15 protein-coding genes are annotated in these 16,056 nt (G+C 73.8%); 7 read left to right on the top strand and 8 right to left on the bottom strand.

Annotated elements, in window-relative coordinates; genetic code table 11:
* Positions 1-53: 53 nt before the first annotated feature.
* On the bottom strand, positions 54-2,081 hold the full coding sequence (locus tag QHG49_RS24400) for a bifunctional glycosyltransferase 87/phosphatase PAP2 family protein (RefSeq protein WP_301491295.1): 2,028 nt from the start codon (positions 2,079-2,081) through the stop codon (positions 54-56).
* Positions 2,082-2,491: 410 nt separating this feature from the next.
* On the opposite strand from QHG49_RS24400, the gene proP reads away from it, so the two are divergent.
* The 3 genes from proP to QHG49_RS24385 all read left to right on the top strand — a co-directional run bounded on the left by proP (position 2,492) and on the right by QHG49_RS24385 (position 5,919).
* A complete protein-coding gene (gene proP / locus QHG49_RS24395; protein WP_145485112.1) occupies positions 2,492-3,871 on the top strand; it encodes a glycine betaine/L-proline transporter ProP in 1,380 nt (459 codons plus the stop codon).
* A gap of 151 nt (positions 3,872-4,022) precedes the next feature.
* The gene (locus tag QHG49_RS24390) at positions 4,023-5,141 is read left to right on the top strand and encodes a DUF2330 domain-containing protein (protein WP_301491294.1); all 1,119 of its coding nucleotides are present in this window, start codon (positions 4,023-4,025) and stop codon (positions 5,139-5,141) included.
* Between the two features lie 106 nt (positions 5,142-5,247).
* Entirely contained in the window at positions 5,248-5,919 is a 672-nt protein-coding gene (locus tag QHG49_RS24385) for an O-methyltransferase (protein WP_159701014.1), read from the top strand.
* A 10-nt stretch (positions 5,920-5,929) separates the two neighbouring features.
* Here the strand turns inward: QHG49_RS24385 and QHG49_RS24380 are convergent, their stop codons facing one another.
* Complete coding sequence (locus QHG49_RS24380) at positions 5,930-6,322, bottom strand: hypothetical protein (protein WP_301491293.1); 393 nt, start codon at positions 6,320-6,322, stop codon at positions 5,930-5,932.
* Positions 6,323-6,424: 102 nt separating this feature from the next.
* On the opposite strand from QHG49_RS24380, the gene QHG49_RS24375 reads away from it, so the two are divergent.
* Positions 6,425-6,835, top strand: a complete 411-nt coding sequence (locus QHG49_RS24375; protein WP_301491292.1) for a DUF1992 domain-containing protein — start codon at positions 6,425-6,427, stop codon at positions 6,833-6,835.
* On the opposite strand, the gene QHG49_RS24370 is transcribed toward QHG49_RS24375, so the two are convergent.
* Positions 6,816-7,757, bottom strand: coding sequence for a LysR family transcriptional regulator (locus QHG49_RS24370; RefSeq protein WP_159701020.1), 942 nt, complete (start codon positions 7,755-7,757; stop codon positions 6,816-6,818). The two genes, QHG49_RS24375 and QHG49_RS24370, sit on opposite strands and share 20 nt — an antisense overlap.
* A gap of 105 nt (positions 7,758-7,862) precedes the next feature.
* On the opposite strand from QHG49_RS24370, the gene QHG49_RS24365 reads away from it, so the two are divergent.
* Positions 7,863-8,906, top strand: coding sequence for a zinc-dependent alcohol dehydrogenase family protein (locus QHG49_RS24365; RefSeq protein WP_301491291.1), 1,044 nt, complete (start codon positions 7,863-7,865; stop codon positions 8,904-8,906).
* Positions 8,907-8,975: 69 nt separating this feature from the next.
* On the opposite strand, the gene QHG49_RS24360 is transcribed toward QHG49_RS24365, so the two are convergent.
* Positions 8,976-9,863: a hypothetical protein gene (locus tag QHG49_RS24360; RefSeq protein WP_301491290.1), complete on the bottom strand. Its 888-nt coding sequence runs from the start codon at positions 9,861-9,863 to the stop codon at positions 8,976-8,978.
* Positions 9,864-9,963: 100 nt separating this feature from the next.
* The gene (locus QHG49_RS24355; protein ID WP_236576267.1) at positions 9,964-10,557 is read right to left on the bottom strand and encodes a hypothetical protein; all 594 of its coding nucleotides are present in this window, start codon (positions 10,555-10,557) and stop codon (positions 9,964-9,966) included.
* A 151-nt stretch (positions 10,558-10,708) separates the two neighbouring features.
* Here QHG49_RS24355 and QHG49_RS24350 point away from each other — a divergent pair, with 151 nt between their 5' ends.
* A complete protein-coding gene (locus tag QHG49_RS24350; protein WP_370530505.1) occupies positions 10,709-11,221 on the top strand; it encodes a GNAT family N-acetyltransferase in 513 nt (170 codons plus the stop codon).
* Here QHG49_RS24350 and QHG49_RS24345 read toward each other — a convergent pair.
* Positions 11,214-13,277 (bottom strand): MDR family MFS transporter, encoded by a 2,064-nt coding sequence (locus tag QHG49_RS24345; RefSeq protein WP_145485201.1) that lies wholly within the window; start codon positions 13,275-13,277, stop codon positions 11,214-11,216. The genes QHG49_RS24350 and QHG49_RS24345 overlap by 8 nt on opposite strands.
* A 149-nt stretch (positions 13,278-13,426) precedes the next feature.
* Between QHG49_RS24345 and QHG49_RS24340 the strand changes: the two genes are divergently transcribed.
* Positions 13,427-14,362, top strand: coding sequence for a peptidoglycan-binding protein (locus QHG49_RS24340; protein ID WP_301491286.1), 936 nt, complete (start codon positions 13,427-13,429; stop codon positions 14,360-14,362).
* Positions 14,363-14,480: 118 nt separating this feature from the next.
* On the opposite strand, the gene QHG49_RS24335 is transcribed toward QHG49_RS24340, so the two are convergent.
* Together QHG49_RS24335 and QHG49_RS24330 are read right to left on the bottom strand one after the other, a co-directional pair.
* The gene (locus QHG49_RS24335) at positions 14,481-15,155 is read right to left on the bottom strand and encodes an HAD-IA family hydrolase (protein WP_301491285.1); all 675 of its coding nucleotides are present in this window, start codon (positions 15,153-15,155) and stop codon (positions 14,481-14,483) included.
* A 169-nt stretch (positions 15,156-15,324) separates the two neighbouring features.
* Positions 15,325-15,906 (bottom strand): TMEM165/GDT1 family protein, encoded by a 582-nt coding sequence (locus QHG49_RS24330; protein WP_145485121.1) that lies wholly within the window; start codon positions 15,904-15,906, stop codon positions 15,325-15,327.
* Positions 15,907-16,056: the final 150 nt, after the last annotated feature.

Here is a 16,056-nt window from a genome sequence, read left to right as displayed (position 1 = left end):
CGGGCGCCCCGGCGGTCCGGTGCCCACCGGCGGCCGCGACCGCCCCCGCTCGGCTATGTCACCGGCACCGGTTCCATCAGCCCCGACTCGGTGAGCGCCGGGGCCCGCGCCGCCCGCGGCCCCTGGACCACGTACGACAGGGCGAAGCCCGCGGTGACCACCACGGCGCCGCCCACCGCGTCGAGGACCCAGTGGTTGGCGGTGGCGAGGATGGCGGAGATGGTGCACAGGGGGTGCAGCAGGCCGAGGGCCTTCATCCACCACTTCGGGGCGAGGACCATGATGACGATGCCGCACCACAGGGACCAGCCGAAGTGCAGCGAGGGCATCGCCGCGTACTGGTTGGTGAGGGCCGTCATCGCGCCGTAGTCCGGGTGGGCGAGGTCCTGCGCGCCGTGCACGGTGTCGATGAAGCCGAGGCCCGGCATCAGCCGCGGCGGGGCCAGCGGGAAGAGCCAGAAGCCGATCAGGGCGAGGAAGGTGGCGAAGCCGAGGGAGGTGCGGGCCCAGCGGTAGTCGACGGGACGGCGCCAGTACAGGACCGCGAGGACCGTGAGCGGCAGCACGAAGTGGAAGGACTCGTAGTAGAAGTCGAAGAAGTCCCGCAGCCAGCCGATCCCCGCCACCGTGTGGTTGAGCCAGTGCTCGATGTCTATGTGCAGGAACCGCTCGATGTCGACCACGATCCGCCCGTGGTGCTCCGCGGTGGCCCGACCCCGGTCGTCCCCGCCGGCGCCCGCGGCCAGCCGGACCTGCGCGTACGCGGCGTACACGACCCGGATCAGCAGCAGCTCCAGCAGCAGGTTCGGGCGGGTGAGGACCCGGCGCAGGAAGGGCAGCAGCGGGATGTGCCGGAAGCGGGCGGGGACCGCGGGGGCGTACTCGGTGGGGACGGGTTCCTGGTAGTACGGCGAGGTGCGGGACAGGAACGGTACGGCGACGGCGGCGGCCAGCGCCGCGACCAGCACCAGGTCGTCGCGCAGGGCGTACAGCGCCGGGGTGTTCGGCAGCATCATCTTCGCCGGCAGGGTCATCACCAGCACCACCGCGACCGGCCACACGCTGCGGTCCGAGGCCCGGCGGCCGACCCGGCCGACCACCGCGAGCAGCAGCCACAGCAGCTGGTGCTGCCAGGTGGTGGGCGAGACGGCGACCGCGGCGCAGCCGGTGATCGCCACGGCGAGCAGCAGCTGCCCGTCGTGCGCGTAGCGGACCGCGCGGCGCAGGGCGAGGACGGAGACGGCCGCGCCGAGCAGCAGGAACAGCGCGATCTCCAGCGGGCCGGTGAGGCCGAGGCGCAGCAGCGCGCCGTGCAGGGACTGGTTGCCGAGGGCGTCGGCCTTGCCGCCGAGGCCCACACCGGCCGTGTGCTGGAGCCAGTAGGTGACCGAGTCGTGCGGCAGCGCGGCCCAGGCGAGCGCGGTCAGCGCGGCGAAGGTGCCGGCGCCGCTGAGGGCGGCCCGGCGGCGGCCGGTGAACCACAGCAGCGGCGCGAAGAGGAGCACGGTGGGCTGGAGGGCCGCGGCGAGGCCCAGGCACAGCCCGCTCGCCCGCTCCCCCCGTACGGCGAAGCAGGCGAGCAGCACCAGCAGCACCGGGATGATGCTGGTCTGCCCGAGCCGGAGCGCGTTGCGCACCGGCAGCGACAGCATGAGCAGGCTGATGGCGACCGGCGCGGCCAGCAGGGAGGTGCGCCGGCTCACCGGCTGGGGCAGCGCGCGGGCGGCGATCAGGCCGAGCGCGACCACCAGCAGCAGGCTGGCGAAGGTCCAGCTCCAGCCGAGGGCGGCCTCAGCGGCCCGGGTGAGCGGCTTGAGCACGAGCCCCGCGAACGGTGTGCCGGTGAACTGCGTGGAGTCGTACAGGGAGCCCTTGACGTGCAGCACGCCGTTCGGGCCGACCCATGTCTCCAGGTCGGTCAGGCGTTTGCCGCTCGGGGTGGTCAGGACGGCGGTCAGCTGCCGGACCGCGAGGACGGCGGCCACCGCCCACAGCGCGAGCCGCGCCGCCCGCAGCCGTCCTTCGGCGTCCGGTGTCCCGAAGCCGTCCCTCGGTCCCCCGCCGTGTTCCACGTTCGCCACGCCTCGTCGGCCTCCCGCCCCGTTTTCGTCCCGGCCGTGCGTCGTTCACGTCGGGTCACCTCTGCGCAACCCTACGAGGCTCGCAGACCCCCCGGAAGGGGACGCAGGCAACCCCCGGTTCACCTGGCGCCCGCAACCCTTTTGTCCCGATGACGATAGTGCGCGGGGGTTCCGGTTGCGGTGCGGGGGCGCGAGAAGCATCACAGCGGGAGCGCGGATCAGTCGGCCGAGAGCGGGCAGAGTTACCAGTTGACGCGCCCTTTAGCTGCGGTATGCAGGCATCTGTGCACGTCACGTAAGGGCGCAACCCGCGCCTATGGTCGATTTTCGGCCCTTCGTACGTCAGGCGTTTCCGCGCTCGCCGTCGGGGCCGCGTCCTTGTCCCCGACGAAAGGCAGGCGAGCCCCGTTTTGGCGACCGTCACAGCCGTCACCTCCCAGCTGAAGGCCCGCGGGGCCGCTCCGGCGGCCGCCCGCGACGTCACCGTCACCGATCCCGCGCTCGTCAAACGCGCCGTGAAGGCGGCCGCGCTCGGCAACGCCATGGAATGGTTCGACTTCGGTGTCTACAGCTACATCGCGGTCACCCTCGGCAAGGTCTTCTTCCCGTCCGGCAACCCGACGGCCCAGCTGCTGTCGACGTTCGGCGCCTTCGCGGCGGCGTTCCTGGTGCGTCCGCTCGGCGGCATGGTCTTCGGCCCGCTCGGCGACCGGGTGGGGCGGCAGAAGGTCCTCGCGCTCACCATGATCATGATGGCGGCGGGCACGTTCGCGATCGGTCTGATCCCCTCCTACGCCTCGATCGGCGTGGGCGCGCCGCTGCTGCTGCTCGCGGCGCGGCTGGTGCAGGGCTTCTCCACCGGTGGCGAGTACGCCGGCGCGTCCACCTTCATCGCCGAGTACGCCCCCGACAAGAAGCGCGGCTTCTTCGGCAGCTGGCTGGAGTTCGGCACGCTCGCGGGGTACATCGGCGGCGCGGGTCTGGTGACGCTGATGACGGCGCTGCTGTCCTCCGCGGACCTGCTCTCCTGGGGCTGGCGCGTCCCCTTCCTGATCGCCGGTCCGATGGGCATCATCGGCCTGTATCTGCGGATGCGCCTGGAGGAGACCCCGGCGTTCGCGGCGGAGGTCGAGAAGGCGGAGGCCTCGCGCCCGAAGGTGCCGCTGCGGGAGATGGTGGCGGGCCAGTGGAAGGCGCTGCTGCTGTGCGTGGGCCTGGTGCTGGTCTTCAACGTCACCGACTACATGCTGCTGTCGTACATGCCGAGCTACCTCACCAGTGAGCTGAAGTACGACGAGACGCACGGCCTGCTCGTGGTGCTCGGCGTGATGGCGCTGATGATGATCGTCCAGCCGTTCGCCGGTGCGCTGACCGACCGGATCGGCCGCCGTCCGGTGATCGCGGCGGGGTGTGCGGGCTTCCTGTTCCTCTCCGTCCCGGCGCTGCTGCTGATCCGCCAGGGCAGCCTGCTCGCGGTGGCGCTCGGCATGGGCGCGCTGGGTCTGCTGCTCGTCTGCTTCACGGCGGCCATGCCGGCCGCGCTGCCCGCGCTGTTCCCGACGCGGGTGCGGTACGGGTCGCTGTCCATCGGGTTCAACGTGTCGGTGTCGCTGTTCGGCGGGACGACGCCGCTGGTGGTGACGGCGCTGATCGGGGCGACGGGGAACATGATGATGCCCGCGTACTACATGATGGCCGCGGCGGTGGTCGGTGGGTTCGCGGTGTGGCGGATGTCGGAGACGGCGGGCCGGCCCCTGCCGGGTTCCGCCCCGGCGGTGGAGGGCCGGTAGGCGCCGTAGGGGCACGGGTGAATCGCCGGGTGCGGGCCGTCGTGGCTCGTCGCGCGGTTCCCCGCGCCCCTCACGGGCGCCCCACGTCCCGGAACCGCGGTCCCGCCTCCTTCGTCCGTACCGGTCGTAACCGCAAGACGGGGGACGGACATTGCGCACGCCAAGGACCGCACGCATACTCTCGGTCGTACTCACACTCCTCGGCATCCAGCTCACCTGGCTGATCTCTCCCGCCTGGGCCTGCGGCTGCGGTGCCATGGTCGTGGACCCGGCCCAGCGGATCGCCGTGTCGGACGAGCAGTCCGTCCTGCGCTGGGACGGCCGCCAGGAGCAGATCGTCATGCGCCTGACCGTCACCGGCGACGCCCGCGACGCCGCCTGGATCATGCCCGTCCCGCACCGCGCCACCGTCCGCCTCGGGGACCCCGCCGTCTTCGACCAGCTGGCCCGGGCCGTCGCCCCCGCGCACCGCACCCGGCACCATTTCTGGCCGCAGGACGGCGACTGGCCCTTCGACGGCCACGCGGACGGCACCGCCGCCGCCCCGGCGCCCGGCGCCGCCGTGGGGGTCGTCGGACGCCAGCGCCTCGGCCCGTTCGACGTGGCGCGGCTGACCGCCACCGACCCGGCCGCCCTGGCCACCTGGCTGCGGGCCAACGGCTTCACGCTCCCCGACCGGCTGAAGACGGCCCTCGCGCCGTACGTGGCCGAGCACTGGGAGTACGTCGCCGTCCGCCTCGCCCCCGACACCGCGGGCACGGCCCTGCGCGGCGCCCTCGACCCGCTGCACCTCACCTTCGCCGCCGACCGCGCCGTCTACCCGATGCGGCTGTCCCGGCTGGCCACCACCCCCCAGTCGCTCGGCCTGTACGTCCTCGCCGCGCACCGCATGGAGCCGGCCACCGCGATCGGCGGACTGCCGCCGCGCACGGTCTACGCCGGCCGCCTCGCCGCCCCCGGCGGCGCCCTCGGCGCCCTCGCCCACGGCACGCCGTACCTGACCGCGCTCACCCAGCAGTTCCCGCAGCCCGCCCGCATCGACGGCGACCACGAGTTGCGCCGGGCCGCCACCGACACCCCGGTCCAGCAGGTGATCTACGACGACGAGCTGGACCGGGTGGCCGGCGTCCCCGCCTGGCTGCTCACGGTCGGCGGCCTCGCCCTGCTCCTCGTGGCCGCGCTCGCCGTCCTCGCCGTACGACGCGCACGGCGGCCCGTGCCGCCCCCGCCGCCCGTCGCCCCGCCCCCGCCCCTGGCCCGAACGCGGTGATCCCGCGAGCCCGGCCGATTCTCTGCCCCTCCCCACCGCCCAGCTGAGATGATCGAACGGCGGCGGCAACGGGCCTCGGCAGGCACTCGGGAAAGGCAGCAGGCGCATGAGCGGGCAGCAGCTCTGGGACGACGTCGACGACTACTTCATCAGCAACCTCTCGCCCGACGACGAGGCACTGCGGGCGGCCCTGCGGGAGAACGACGCCGCCGAGCTGCCGCCCATCGGGGTGACCGCGGCCCAGGGCAAGCTGCTCCAGCTGCTCGCCCAGGTGCAGGGCGCGCGGACCATCCTGGAGATCGGCACGCTCGGCGGCTACAGCACCATCTGGCTGGCCCGCGCCCTGCCCGAGGACGGCAGGCTGGTCACCCTGGAGTACAGCGCCCGGCACGCCGAGGTGGCCACCCGCAACATCGCGCGCGCGGGCCTGGACCGGATCGCCCAGGTGCGGGTGGGCCCGGCCCTGGAGTCGCTGCCCAAGCTGGCCGACGAGAACCCGGCCCCCTTCGACCTGGTCTTCATCGACGCGGACAAGGCCAACAACGCCCACTACGTGGAGTGGGCGCTGCGTCTGACCCGCGCGGGCAGCCTGATCGTGCTGGACAACGTGGTGCGCGGCGGCCGCGTCGCCGACCCGGACGCCACCGAGCCGGACGTGGTCGGCACCCGTACGGCCATCGAGCTGATCGCCTCCCACCCGAGGCTCAGCGGCACGGCGATCCAGACGGTCGGCTCCAAGGGGTACGACGGCTTCGCGCTCGCCCGGGTGCTGGGCTGACGCCCGGCTCTCAAACCTCCTGGTAGAAGCCGACGTTGACGCTGCGCGGGCCGCTGCGGTCCTGGACGACTATCTCGCCCGAGCCCCCGCGCGGCAGCGGCACGGTGGCGCCGTAGTCCAGGAGTTGCGTGCTCCCCCGGGCCGTCAGCCGCACCTCGGACGCCGGGTCGGGCTGGGATCCGCACAGCCAGGTCAGGTGCCAGACGCCGTCGGGGCCGCAGCGGAACTCCAGGTGGACGCGGGAGACGAACAGCCAGTCCTCGGGGGTGACCAGCCGGCATCCGGCGGCGTCCCGGCCGACCCGCAGCACCGCGCCCGGCTCGCTCGGCGCCTGTGCCATCGTCATGCCGGCCGTGGCCCCCGCGTCGGCCGCGGAGACGGTGGCCATGGTGAGTTCGAGCACCTGCGTTCCCCCTGAGAACTCGTTGCGCGACGGGCCGTTGCCCCGCGCGCCGCCGCCGCATGATAGAACGCGCGGCCGGGCGCCGTCCGGCACACTGGGGTCATGACCGAGCGAAAGCCACCCGGCGTCCCGTTCGAGAGCTGGGTCGACAAACAGATCCAGGACGCCCAGGCCCGCGGCGAGTTCGAGCGGCTGCCGGGGGTCGGCGAGCCGCTGCCCACCGAGGTCGAGTCCGCCTACGACGAGCTGTGGTGGGTCAAGCGGAAGATGGCGCGCGAGGGCCTCGCGGTGCTGCCGCCCGCCCTGGCCCTGCGCAAGGAGGCCGAGGACGCGCTGACGGCGGCCTGCGCGGCGCCCTCGGAGCGGATGGCCCGGAAGATCATCGAGGACGTCAACGTCAAGATCCGCGACATGATGTTCAAGCCGCCGCCGGGTCCCCCGCTGGGGAAGAAGCCGTACGACGTGGAGGACGTCGTGGCGCGGTGGCGGCGGCTCAGGGGGACGCGGGCCTGATCGCGCCGTCGCCCGTGGCGTCCGGGACGAGGGCCCGTACCGCCTCCAGGCAGGCCGCGACCGGGGGTTCCCGCATCGCTCCGCGCCGTGCCGCGGCCTCGATGGTGCGGGCGAGCGAGGGGTCGTCCAGCGGCCGGGCGAGGAGCCCCGGCGGGAGCTGGGCCGCCGCCATGCGGGGCAGGACGACGGGGAGGCCGCAGCTCGCGGCCAGGGCGATCATGGCGGTGAAGTCGGTGCAGGTGTGCCGTACCCGCGGGGTGAATCCGGCGGACCGGCAGGCGTGCAGGACGGCGGTCCCGCACGCGGTGTGCGCGGGGGCGCCGATCCAGTCGCTGTCCGCGAGCTCCCGCAGCTCGACGGGGGCACCCTCCGGCCGGGCCGCCGGGTGCTCGCGCGGCAGTACGGCGACCAGCGGGTCGACGCCCAGGACGTGGGACTCGACACCGGAGGGTGTGGGGTCGGCCAGGTTCGTGTAGCGGTAGGTCAGCGCAAGGTCGGCCCGCCGCTGGAGCAGCAGGCGCGCCGCCGGTTCGGGCTCCGCCTCGGTGATGTGCAGACGCAGGCCCGGGTGGGTGTTCCGCAGCGCTCGGCCGAGCGGGGCGGCCAGCGGGACGAGGGCGCTGGGGAAGCAGGCGAGGTGGAGCGGGCCGGCCGGTTCCGCGGCCTCGCTGTGGAGGTGGCTCCGCGCCTGTTCCAGGGCGTCGAGCACGTGCTCGGTGTCCTCGGCCAGCCGGCGTCCGGCCGCCGTGAGGTGGATGGAGCGCCCGGTGCGTTCCAGCAGGCTGGTGCGGGTCTCCTCCTCCAGGAGCCGGAGCTGCTGCGAGACGGCGGAGGGGGTGACGCGGTGCAGTTCGGCCACGGCGGTCACGGTGCCGTGGGCGGCCAGATCGCGCAGGAGGACGAGCCGTCGTACATCGAGCATCAGCTCAGCTTAAGCGACTGCTGTAGAGGATGTAGCTGGACAGGGGGAACGCCGGGCGGCGACGCTGGGCGTCTCCCCCGTTCCGCAGCATCAGGAGTTCCCGCAATGCGCGCCACCGTGATCCACGGCCCGAACGACATCCGGATCGAAGAGGTGCCGGACCCCCTGATCCAGCAGCCCTCGGACGCGGTGGTGCGGGTGGTGAGCGCCTGTATCTGCGGCAGCGACCTGTGGGCCTACCGGGGAGTGGCCTCGCGCGTGCCGGGGCAGCGCATCGGGCACGAGTTCCTCGGTGTGATCGAGGAGACCGGCTCCGAGGTCAACGGTTTCGCGCCGGGCGATTTCGTGGTCGCGCCCTTCGTCTGGTCCGACGGCACCTGCGACCACTGCCGGGCCGGTCTGCAGACCTCCTGCCCGCACGGCGGCTTCTGGGGCGAGGTCGGCTCCGACGGCGGCCAGGGCGAGGCCGTCCGGGTGCCGTACGCCGACGGCACCCTGGTCCGGCTGCCCCGGGAGGCCGCCACCGACGACAAGCTCGTCCCCGGCCTGCTGGCCCTGTCCGACGTGCTGAGCACCGGGCACCACGCCGCCGTCTCGGCGCGGGTGCGGCCCGGCGCCACCGTCGCGGTCGTCGGTGACGGCGCCGTCGGCCTGTGCGGTGTGCTCGCCGCCCGACGGCTCGGCGCCGACCGGATCATCACGCTCGGCCGCCACCGGGCCCGCACGGACATCGCCCGCTCGTTCGGTGCCACCGACGTCGTCGCGGAGCGGGGCGAGGCCGCGATCGAGGCGATCCGTGAACTGACCGGCGGTCGGGGCGCCCACGCCGTGCTGGAGGCCGTCGGCACCGAGGAGTCGATGCGCACCGCCCTGTCCATCGCCCGCGACGGCGGCGCCGTGGGCTACGTGGGCGTGCCCCACGGCGGCAGCGCGGGCGTCGACATCAGCCAGATGTTCGACCGCAACATCACGCTGGCGGGCGGCGTCGCCCCGGCCCGCGCCTACATACCCGAACTGCTCGACGACGTCCTGGCGGGCGTCGTCGACCCCGCCCCGGTGTTCGACCGGACCGTCGGCCTCGACGGTGTCCCGGACGGCTACCGCGCCATGGACGACCGGTCGGCGCTGAAGGTCCGCATCGCCTTCTGACGGCCGCCTGCCGCCGCCGGGGTGCCCCGCGCCGCCCGGGGGACATACGGGCGGCGCGGGGCTGTGTCCCTAGCTGTGCAGCAGGCGTTCCGCCAGGTCGCGGTAGTCCCGCATCGCCAGCCGCAGCTGCTCGGTGTCGGTCTCGTTCGCCGGGCTCCGCTCCTCGCCGTCCTCCCAGGACATCCGCAGGCTGCGCCGGCGCCTCGTCACGGCGTCCCCGAACCGGGCGGCGATCTCCTCCAGCGCCCGGTCGGCCTCCTCCACGGCCGCCCTGGGCCGGTCCACGAATCCGGCCGCCACCTGCCGCATCCGCTCCTCCCACCGCTCGGCCTCCTCGTGCGGCAGCAGCGGGGCGGTGGCTGCCGAGGACGAGGACGCGCCCGCGGCCCCGTCGCCCGTCGTCGCGGGCCAGGCGTCCGACGCGGTGCCCTCGGTGGTGCGCGCCTCACGTCCGCTGAGGTCCCCGGGCGAGGGCGCGCCGAGCCCGTCGTCCGGCATCCGCGCCATGTCCGGGGCGGGCGCGGACGTCCCGAGGCCGGACTCGCCGCGCGCGGTCATGGACCGGTCCCGCCCGGCCGCATCCGGGTCACGTCCCGGTCCGGCCATCCCCGGCTCGCGTCGGCCCGTCTCCGGATCGCGTCCGGCCATTCCCGGCTCCCGTCCGGCTCCGGCCATGCCCGGCGCGCGCCCGGTCGACGCCGGATCGCGTCCGCTCGAACCGGGATCGCGTCCGGCCGCTCCCGGCTCCCGTCCCGGTCCGGCCATACCGGGCTCCCGCCCGAGCGTGCCCGGATCGCGTCCTGTCGCGCCCATCCCCTCGGTACCGGGCCGCAGCCCCTCCGTACCGTGTTCTTCCCGTTGCTCGGTCTCCGGCGTCCACTCCGCGTCCGGCGGGCGGGCGTAGCGGCTGCTGCTGGGGTACCGCTCGTCACCGGGGCCGTTTCTCCTGTCCGGCATGGTGTTCGTCCCTTCTTCGCTGAAGCTTCGCTGAGGCATCACTGGGGCATCGCTTGGGCATCGCTGAGGCTTCGCCGCGGCTCTGCCGGGGTCGCCCGGGTCAGGCCGCGCGGTGCCGTCCGGAGACCGACGTGCCGCTGCCGGTGCCGGTCAGGTCGTCGAACAGCTCATGCGCCCCGACCAGGGCCGACCGCATCTCCTCGGTCTCGGCACCGGGCGCGGCACTCGTCCCGGCGGCTCGGGCCATCCGGTGCACCCGGCGGTAGCCGTCGACGTGGTCGGCGTGGTGCACGGACAGCGCGGCCAGCTGCTCGTCGTAGCGGCCGCCGTCGGGGTAGCCGCGCACGGTGGCGACCTCCCCGAGCAGCTGGTCGGCCTCGGCCACCGCCTGCCGCGGGGACTCCACGAAATGTTCCTGGACGCTCGTCCAGCGGGCCGCGTACCGGTCCCGCTCCTCGGGGGCGAGGGGCCGCTCGCGCAGCTCGCCGTGGCGTTCGACGCGCTCGTTCAGCTCGCGTTCGGCGGCCCGGGTGTCCCCGTCGTGCGCGGCCACGGTCCGCTCGTACTCGGGGCCGAACCGCCGCTTCAGACCGGGTCCGGCGCCGCTGCGGCGACCGATCAGCACCGTCACCAGCGCGGCGACGACCACGAGCGCCACGATCACGGCCAGCAAGATGATCAAACCAGTGGACATGGCTGCCTTCCGCTCGGATCGCGGACCGGTCCGGCGGACCGGTCCTTCCTTGCGGGTCACCCGGAACCCCGCTCACAAACGGCGCGCGGGCACACACCGGGGCCGCCGGGCCCGGAAAACCGCTCGGACCGGTCCGGGCCCGCGTCCCACAATGGCCCGCATGACGATGTGGACCATCACCCCGGAGGCGCCCGGCTCCCCGGTCGCCGCCGCGCTGTGGCGGGCGTACTACACCGAGGTCAGCGACCGCTGGTACCTGCGGTACGAAGGCCACCGCACCGATCCGGCGGAGCTGGAACGGGAGATCGCGGCCGCCACGGGCGCCGAACTCGCCCCGCCGAGCGGGCGGTTGCTGGTGGGACGGTACGACGGGACACCGGCCGGCAGCGCGGGCGTACGGCTGCTCGATCCCGAAACCGCCGAGCTGACCCGGGTGTTCGTGGCGGAGGGCAGGCGCGGCAAGGGCGGGGCGGCACTGCTGGTGGCCGCCGCCGAGGACGCCGCCCGCGCGCTCGGCGCCCGCCGGCTCGTCCTCGACACCCGCGGCGACCTGGTCGAGCCCCGCGCCCTGTACGCCCGCCTCGGCTACACCGAGACCGGACCCCACAACGCCGACCGGTACGCCGAGCACTGGTTCCGCAAGGAGCGGGAACCGGTCAACTGAGCCTGGTATCAGGCGTGTTGTGCGGATGCGGCTCGGGCACGGTGTGCGGGCGTTCGCGTTCGGCGCCGCACAGTTCCGTGGACAGTTCCCTGACCAGTCTCACCAGGTCGGTGGAGCGGCCGGGCTGCCACCAGTCGCCGAGCAGTTCGGCGAGCGACTCCTCGCGGGCCACGGCGAGCCGTTCGGCGGCCTCCCGGCCGGTCGCGGTCAAGTACAGGTCCAGGCCCCGGCGTTCGGCCAGCCGACGCTCCTCGACCTGGCGGGCGGCGGCCATGACGGCCTCCAGCGGGACGGGGCTGCGCTCGGCGAGCACGCCGGGTTCCACGGAGCCGCCGCGGCGGATGCGCAGCAGCAGCCAACTGGCCGCGGGCAGCAGGTCGTACCCGGCCCGCTCGGTGATGTCCCGGTAGATCTCGCGCCGCCCCTCCCGGGTGCCGAGCACCGACAGGGCGCGGCACACCTCGTCGTACGAGGAGCGCTCGACCGGGTTGGGCGGGAGGGTCTCGGAGACGTCCGGCGCGGTGACCGAGCCGCGCAGCGGGTCCTCCTTGAGCAGCCAGGCCAGCAGGAAGCCGAGGAGGGCGACGGGGGCGGCGTAGACGAAGACATCGGTGATGGAGGACGCGTAGGCGTGCAGGGCGGCGGGGCGCAGGGCGGGCGGCAGGGCCGCGATGCCGCGCGGGTCGGCCTTGAGGGTGTCCGCGTTCACCCCGGGCGGCAGACGGACGCCCGCGAAGGCGGCGGTGAGCTTGTCGGCGAGGCGGCTCGCGAAGACGGTGCCGAAGATGGCGACGCCGAAGGAGGCCCCGATGGAGCGGAAGAAGGTGGCCCCGGAGGTGGCGACGCCCAGATCCTCGTACGAGACGGCGTTCTGCACGATCAGCACCAGGACCTGCATGACCAGGCCGAGGCCGAGGCCGAAGACGAAGAAGTAGGTGCTCATCTCGGCGGTGGAGCTGGTCTCGTCCAGGCGGTGCAGCAGGAGCAGGCCGATGGCGGTGACGGCGGTACCGGTGACCGGGAAGACCTTCCAGCGGCCGGTGCGGCTGACGATCTGCCCGGAGACGGTGGAGGACAGCAGCAGCCCGAAGACCATCGGCAGCATGTACACGCCGGACATGGTCGGGGAGACACCGTGCACGACCTGGAGGAACGTCGGCAGATAGGTCATCGCGCCGAACATGGCGAAACCCACGATGAAGCTGATGACGGCGGAGAGAGTGAAGGTGCGGATGCGGAACAGGCCCAGCGGGAGCACCGGCTCGGCGGCCCGGCGCTCCACGGCCACGAACGCGACCGCGAGCAGCACGCCGGCCACCGCGAGGGCGATGATCTGCGGGGAGCCCCAGGCCCAGGTGGTGCCGCCGAGGGAGGCCACCAGGACCAGGCAGGTGGCGACGCAGGCGATCAGGAAGGTGCCGAGGTAGTCGATGACGTGGCGGGCGCTGCGCACCGGTATGCGCAGGGCGGCGGCGATCACGGCGAGCGCCACGATACCGATGGGCAGGTTGACGTAGAACACCCAGCGCCAGCTCAGATGCTCGGTGAACAGTCCGCCGAGCAGCGGTCCGAGCACGCTGGTCGCGCCGAACACGGCTCCGAACAGGCCCTGGTAGCGGCCCCGGTCGCGAGGCGGCACGATGTCGCCGACGATCGCCATCGACAGCACCATCAGCCCGCCGCCGCCCAGGCCCTGGAGCGCCCGGAAGCCGATCAGCTGGGGCATGTTCTGCGCCATGCCGCACAGCGCCGAGCCGATCAGGAAGATCACGATGGCGGTCTGGAACAGCTTCTTGCGCCCGTACTGGTCGCCGAGCTTGCCCCACAGCGGGGTCGCGGCGGTCGAGGCCAGCAGATAGGCGGTGACCACCCAGGACAGGTGTTCGAGGCCGCCGAGATCGCTGACGATGGTGGGCAGCGCGGTCGACACGATGGTCTGGTCGAGCGCGGCGAGCAGCAGGCCGAGGAGCAGCGCCCCGATCGAGACGAACACGCCGCGCGCCACGTGTTCCTCCCCGCTCACGTCCTTCGCCGCACCGTGCGTGTCCAGGGCCATGGAGACCTCCCGGGGCTCGGGGCTGGGATGCGCCCTTTCCATCCTGGGCGGTGTCGCCGTTTATGGCCTGTCGAGTCCTGCGGATGTGGAGGGAATGGGCATAGCCTGTGTGGCTTCGGGGGTCGGGGGTTCCAGGGGAGGGGACGAACGTGACCGGGGAGAAGGGCACGGCCTGCCCGGAGTGCGGCACACCGAGGGACGCGGCGGGCGCCCCGTCCTGCGACTGCGCCGAGCGCACGGCCGAGGCGGTGCGCCGGACGCGTACGGCACAGGCGGCAGCGGCGGAGGACTTCGACCCGCTGCGGATCAGGCCCTACGTGGACGTGGGGCCCGGGGACGGCGCGGATCCCCCGCCCGCTCCCCCACCCGTTCTCCCGCCCGTTCTCCCGCCCGTCGAGGCCACGCTGCCGCTGCGCCCGGTGGCCGGATCCGCCGATGTACGGCTCCTCACGGCGGCCCCCGGCGAGCCCGGCCCCGCGTCCGCGCCCGCCGGGACACCCGGGGAGCCGGTCCGGCGCCGGCGGTTCCGCCGTACCGCGTTGATCGCCGCGGCGGGCGCGGGCGTGGCGGTCGTCGCGGCGGCCGGTGTCGCGCTGTTCTCGTACCACACGCCGTCCCGCGACGACGCGGCCCCGGAGGTCAGGGAGAGCGTCCCGGACGTGCCGCCGCCGGCCACCGCGACCCCCTCGGCGCACGACACCTCCGCCCCGTCCCGCTCGACGGCACGCTCCATACCCGCGCCGCCCCCGCCGAGCCCCTCACCCACCCCGACACGCTCACCGTCGCCGTCGCCGACCCCGAGCCGGACGCCTTCCCGGCCCCCCTCCCCCACCGCCTCCGCGCCGGCCGCCCCGGCGAACGCGGCGGTCCTGGAGCGCGGGGACTCCGGCCCACAGGTCGTCGAACTGGAGTACCGGCTGTGGGAGTTGAACCTGTACGACGGTGACGTGAACGGCGTCTACACGCACCCCGTGGAGAACGCCGTCAGCACGTACCAGCTGACCCGGGGCATCCAGGGCGACCCCCTGGGGGTGTACGGCCCACAGACCCGGGCGAGCCTGGAATCGGAGACGTCGGAACCGTAGGGGCCGCAGGGGCCGCAGGGGCCGCAGGGGCCGCAGGGGCCGCAGGGGCCGCAGGGGCCGCAGGGGCCGGCCGACAGGCGTTGCCGTCGGCCGATACGCGGCCCGGGTCCGGTGGCCGTCAGCCGATGTGCAGCCGGATACCGGTGCCCGGCAGGGCCTCCACCCGTACCCGGGTCAGGTCGGGCACCACGACGTCGGGGCCATGGGCGGCTGCCCGGGGGCCCACCCCCACCACGACCATCCCCGCGGCCCGGCCCGCCGCGATCCCCGCGCCGGAGTCCTCGAAGACGACGCACTCGGCCGGGGCGACACCCAGCTCGGCGGCGCCCTTGAGGAAGCCCTCGGGGTCCGGCTTGCTCGCGCCGACCGATTCGGCGGTGACCCGGACCTCGGGCAGCGGCAGCCCCGCCGCGTTCATCCGGGCGGTGGACAGGCCGACGTCCGCCGAGGTCACCAGGGCGTGCGGCAGCTCACGCAGCGCGGCGAGGAAGACCGAGGCCCCGGCGACCTCGACCACGCCGTCCATGTCGGCGGTCTCCTCGGCGAGCATGCGCGCGTTCTCCGCGAGGTTCTGCTCCACGGGCCGCTGGGGCAGCAGCGCGGCCATCGTGGCGTGTCCCTGGCGGCCGTGCACGACCTTCATCACGGCGTCGCCGTCCAGCCCGTGCCGCCCCGCCCAGCGCCGCCAGACGCGTTCGACCACGGCATCCGAGTTGACGAGGGTGCCGTCCATGTCGAGCAGCAGGGCGCCGGCGTCGAGGACGGTGGGGGCGGGCGTGGGGGTGGCCGTCATCGGCAGTGCTCCAGGAACGAGAGGCCCCGCACGTTCGCGACGGGGAGGGACAAGGCGGCCCCGCCCGCCGGTCAGGGAAAACGGGCGGGAGCCACTTTGTTTTTCTACGGTACAAAACCCGGCGGCATTCTCGCCACCGCCCCCCGCGATGATTCACCTGGCGTTCAGCTCAGCCCGCGACCGCCTCGTACAGGCTCCAGGCGCCGAGGCCCAGCATCAGCAGCGCCGCGATCTGCGTGATCAGCCGCAGCGGAACCTTCTTCATCAGGGCCTTTCCGCCCACGATGCCGAGCCCGGCGACGGCCCACAGACCGAGCACCGCGCCGAGGCCGACGGAGATCGGGTCGTCGTAGCGGGCGGCGAGGTTGGCGGTCATGATCTGGGTGAGGTCACCGAACTCGGCGACCAGGATGAGCATGAAGCCCGTCCCCGCGACCTTCCAGAAGGACTGGTCGGCGGGCTTCTTGATCTCCTCCTCTTCCTCCCCCTTGCTGAACAGCAGCATCGCGGCGCCACCGAGGAAGAGCAGACCGGTGATGGCGTGCACGAGCCGCTGGGGCAGCAGGGTGAGCACGCTGCCCGCGGCCACCGCGAGCACGACATGCACCAGGAAGGCCGCGGCGACGCCCGCGAAGACGTAACTGGCGCGATACCGGGTGCCGAGCACGAGACCGGCGAGCGCGGTCTTGTCCGGCAGTTCGGCGAGGAAGATGACGCCGAAGACGAGCGCCGTCACGGTGATGCTGATCAAGGGTCCTCAATCGGTCGGGGCCACCCCACCGAGAGTGCGGTACATCTTGCGACGACACCTCGGCACGGCAGCACACTCGGCGCCCGCACCTGGTCGCGCGGACGTGCACTGCTTTGCCGAAGGTCTCGCTGGCGGTACCGAGGGTCCGCC

Source organism: Streptomyces sp. WP-1 (assembly GCF_030450125.1).
Classification (GTDB): domain Bacteria; phylum Actinomycetota; class Actinomycetes; order Streptomycetales; family Streptomycetaceae; genus Streptomyces; species Streptomyces incarnatus.
Note: the sequence above shows the minus strand (reverse complement) of the source record. Positions and strands in the feature narration are given on the sequence as shown.

What these genes read in the sequence shown, in the direction of transcription:
- QHG49_RS24385 (WP_159701014.1), top strand. Translation starts at nt 5,248, where the DNA reads ATGAGCGGGCAGCAGCTCTGGGACGACGTCGACGACTACTTCATCAGC.
- QHG49_RS24375 (WP_301491292.1), top strand. Translation starts at nt 6,425, where the DNA reads ATGACCGAGCGAAAGCCACCCGGCGTCCCGTTCGAGAGCTGGGTCGAC.
- QHG49_RS24360 (WP_301491290.1), bottom strand. Translation starts at nt 9,863, where the DNA reads ATGCCGGACAGGAGAAACGGCCCCGGTGACGAGCGGTACCCCAGCAGC.
- QHG49_RS24370 (WP_159701020.1), bottom strand. Translation starts at nt 7,757, where the DNA reads ATGCTCGATGTACGACGGCTCGTCCTCCTGCGCGATCTGGCCGCCCAC.
- QHG49_RS24345 (WP_145485201.1), bottom strand. Translation starts at nt 13,277, where the DNA reads ATGGCCCTGGACACGCACGGTGCGGCGAAGGACGTGAGCGGGGAGGAA.
- QHG49_RS24335 (WP_301491285.1), bottom strand. Translation starts at nt 15,155, where the DNA reads ATGACGGCCACCCCCACGCCCGCCCCCACCGTCCTCGACGCCGGCGCC.
- QHG49_RS24350 (WP_370530505.1), top strand. Translation starts at nt 10,709, where the DNA reads ATGGCCCGCATGACGATGTGGACCATCACCCCGGAGGCGCCCGGCTCC.
- QHG49_RS24365 (WP_301491291.1), top strand. Translation starts at nt 7,863, where the DNA reads ATGCGCGCCACCGTGATCCACGGCCCGAACGACATCCGGATCGAAGAG.
- QHG49_RS24355 (WP_236576267.1), bottom strand. Translation starts at nt 10,557, where the DNA reads ATGTCCACTGGTTTGATCATCTTGCTGGCCGTGATCGTGGCGCTCGTG.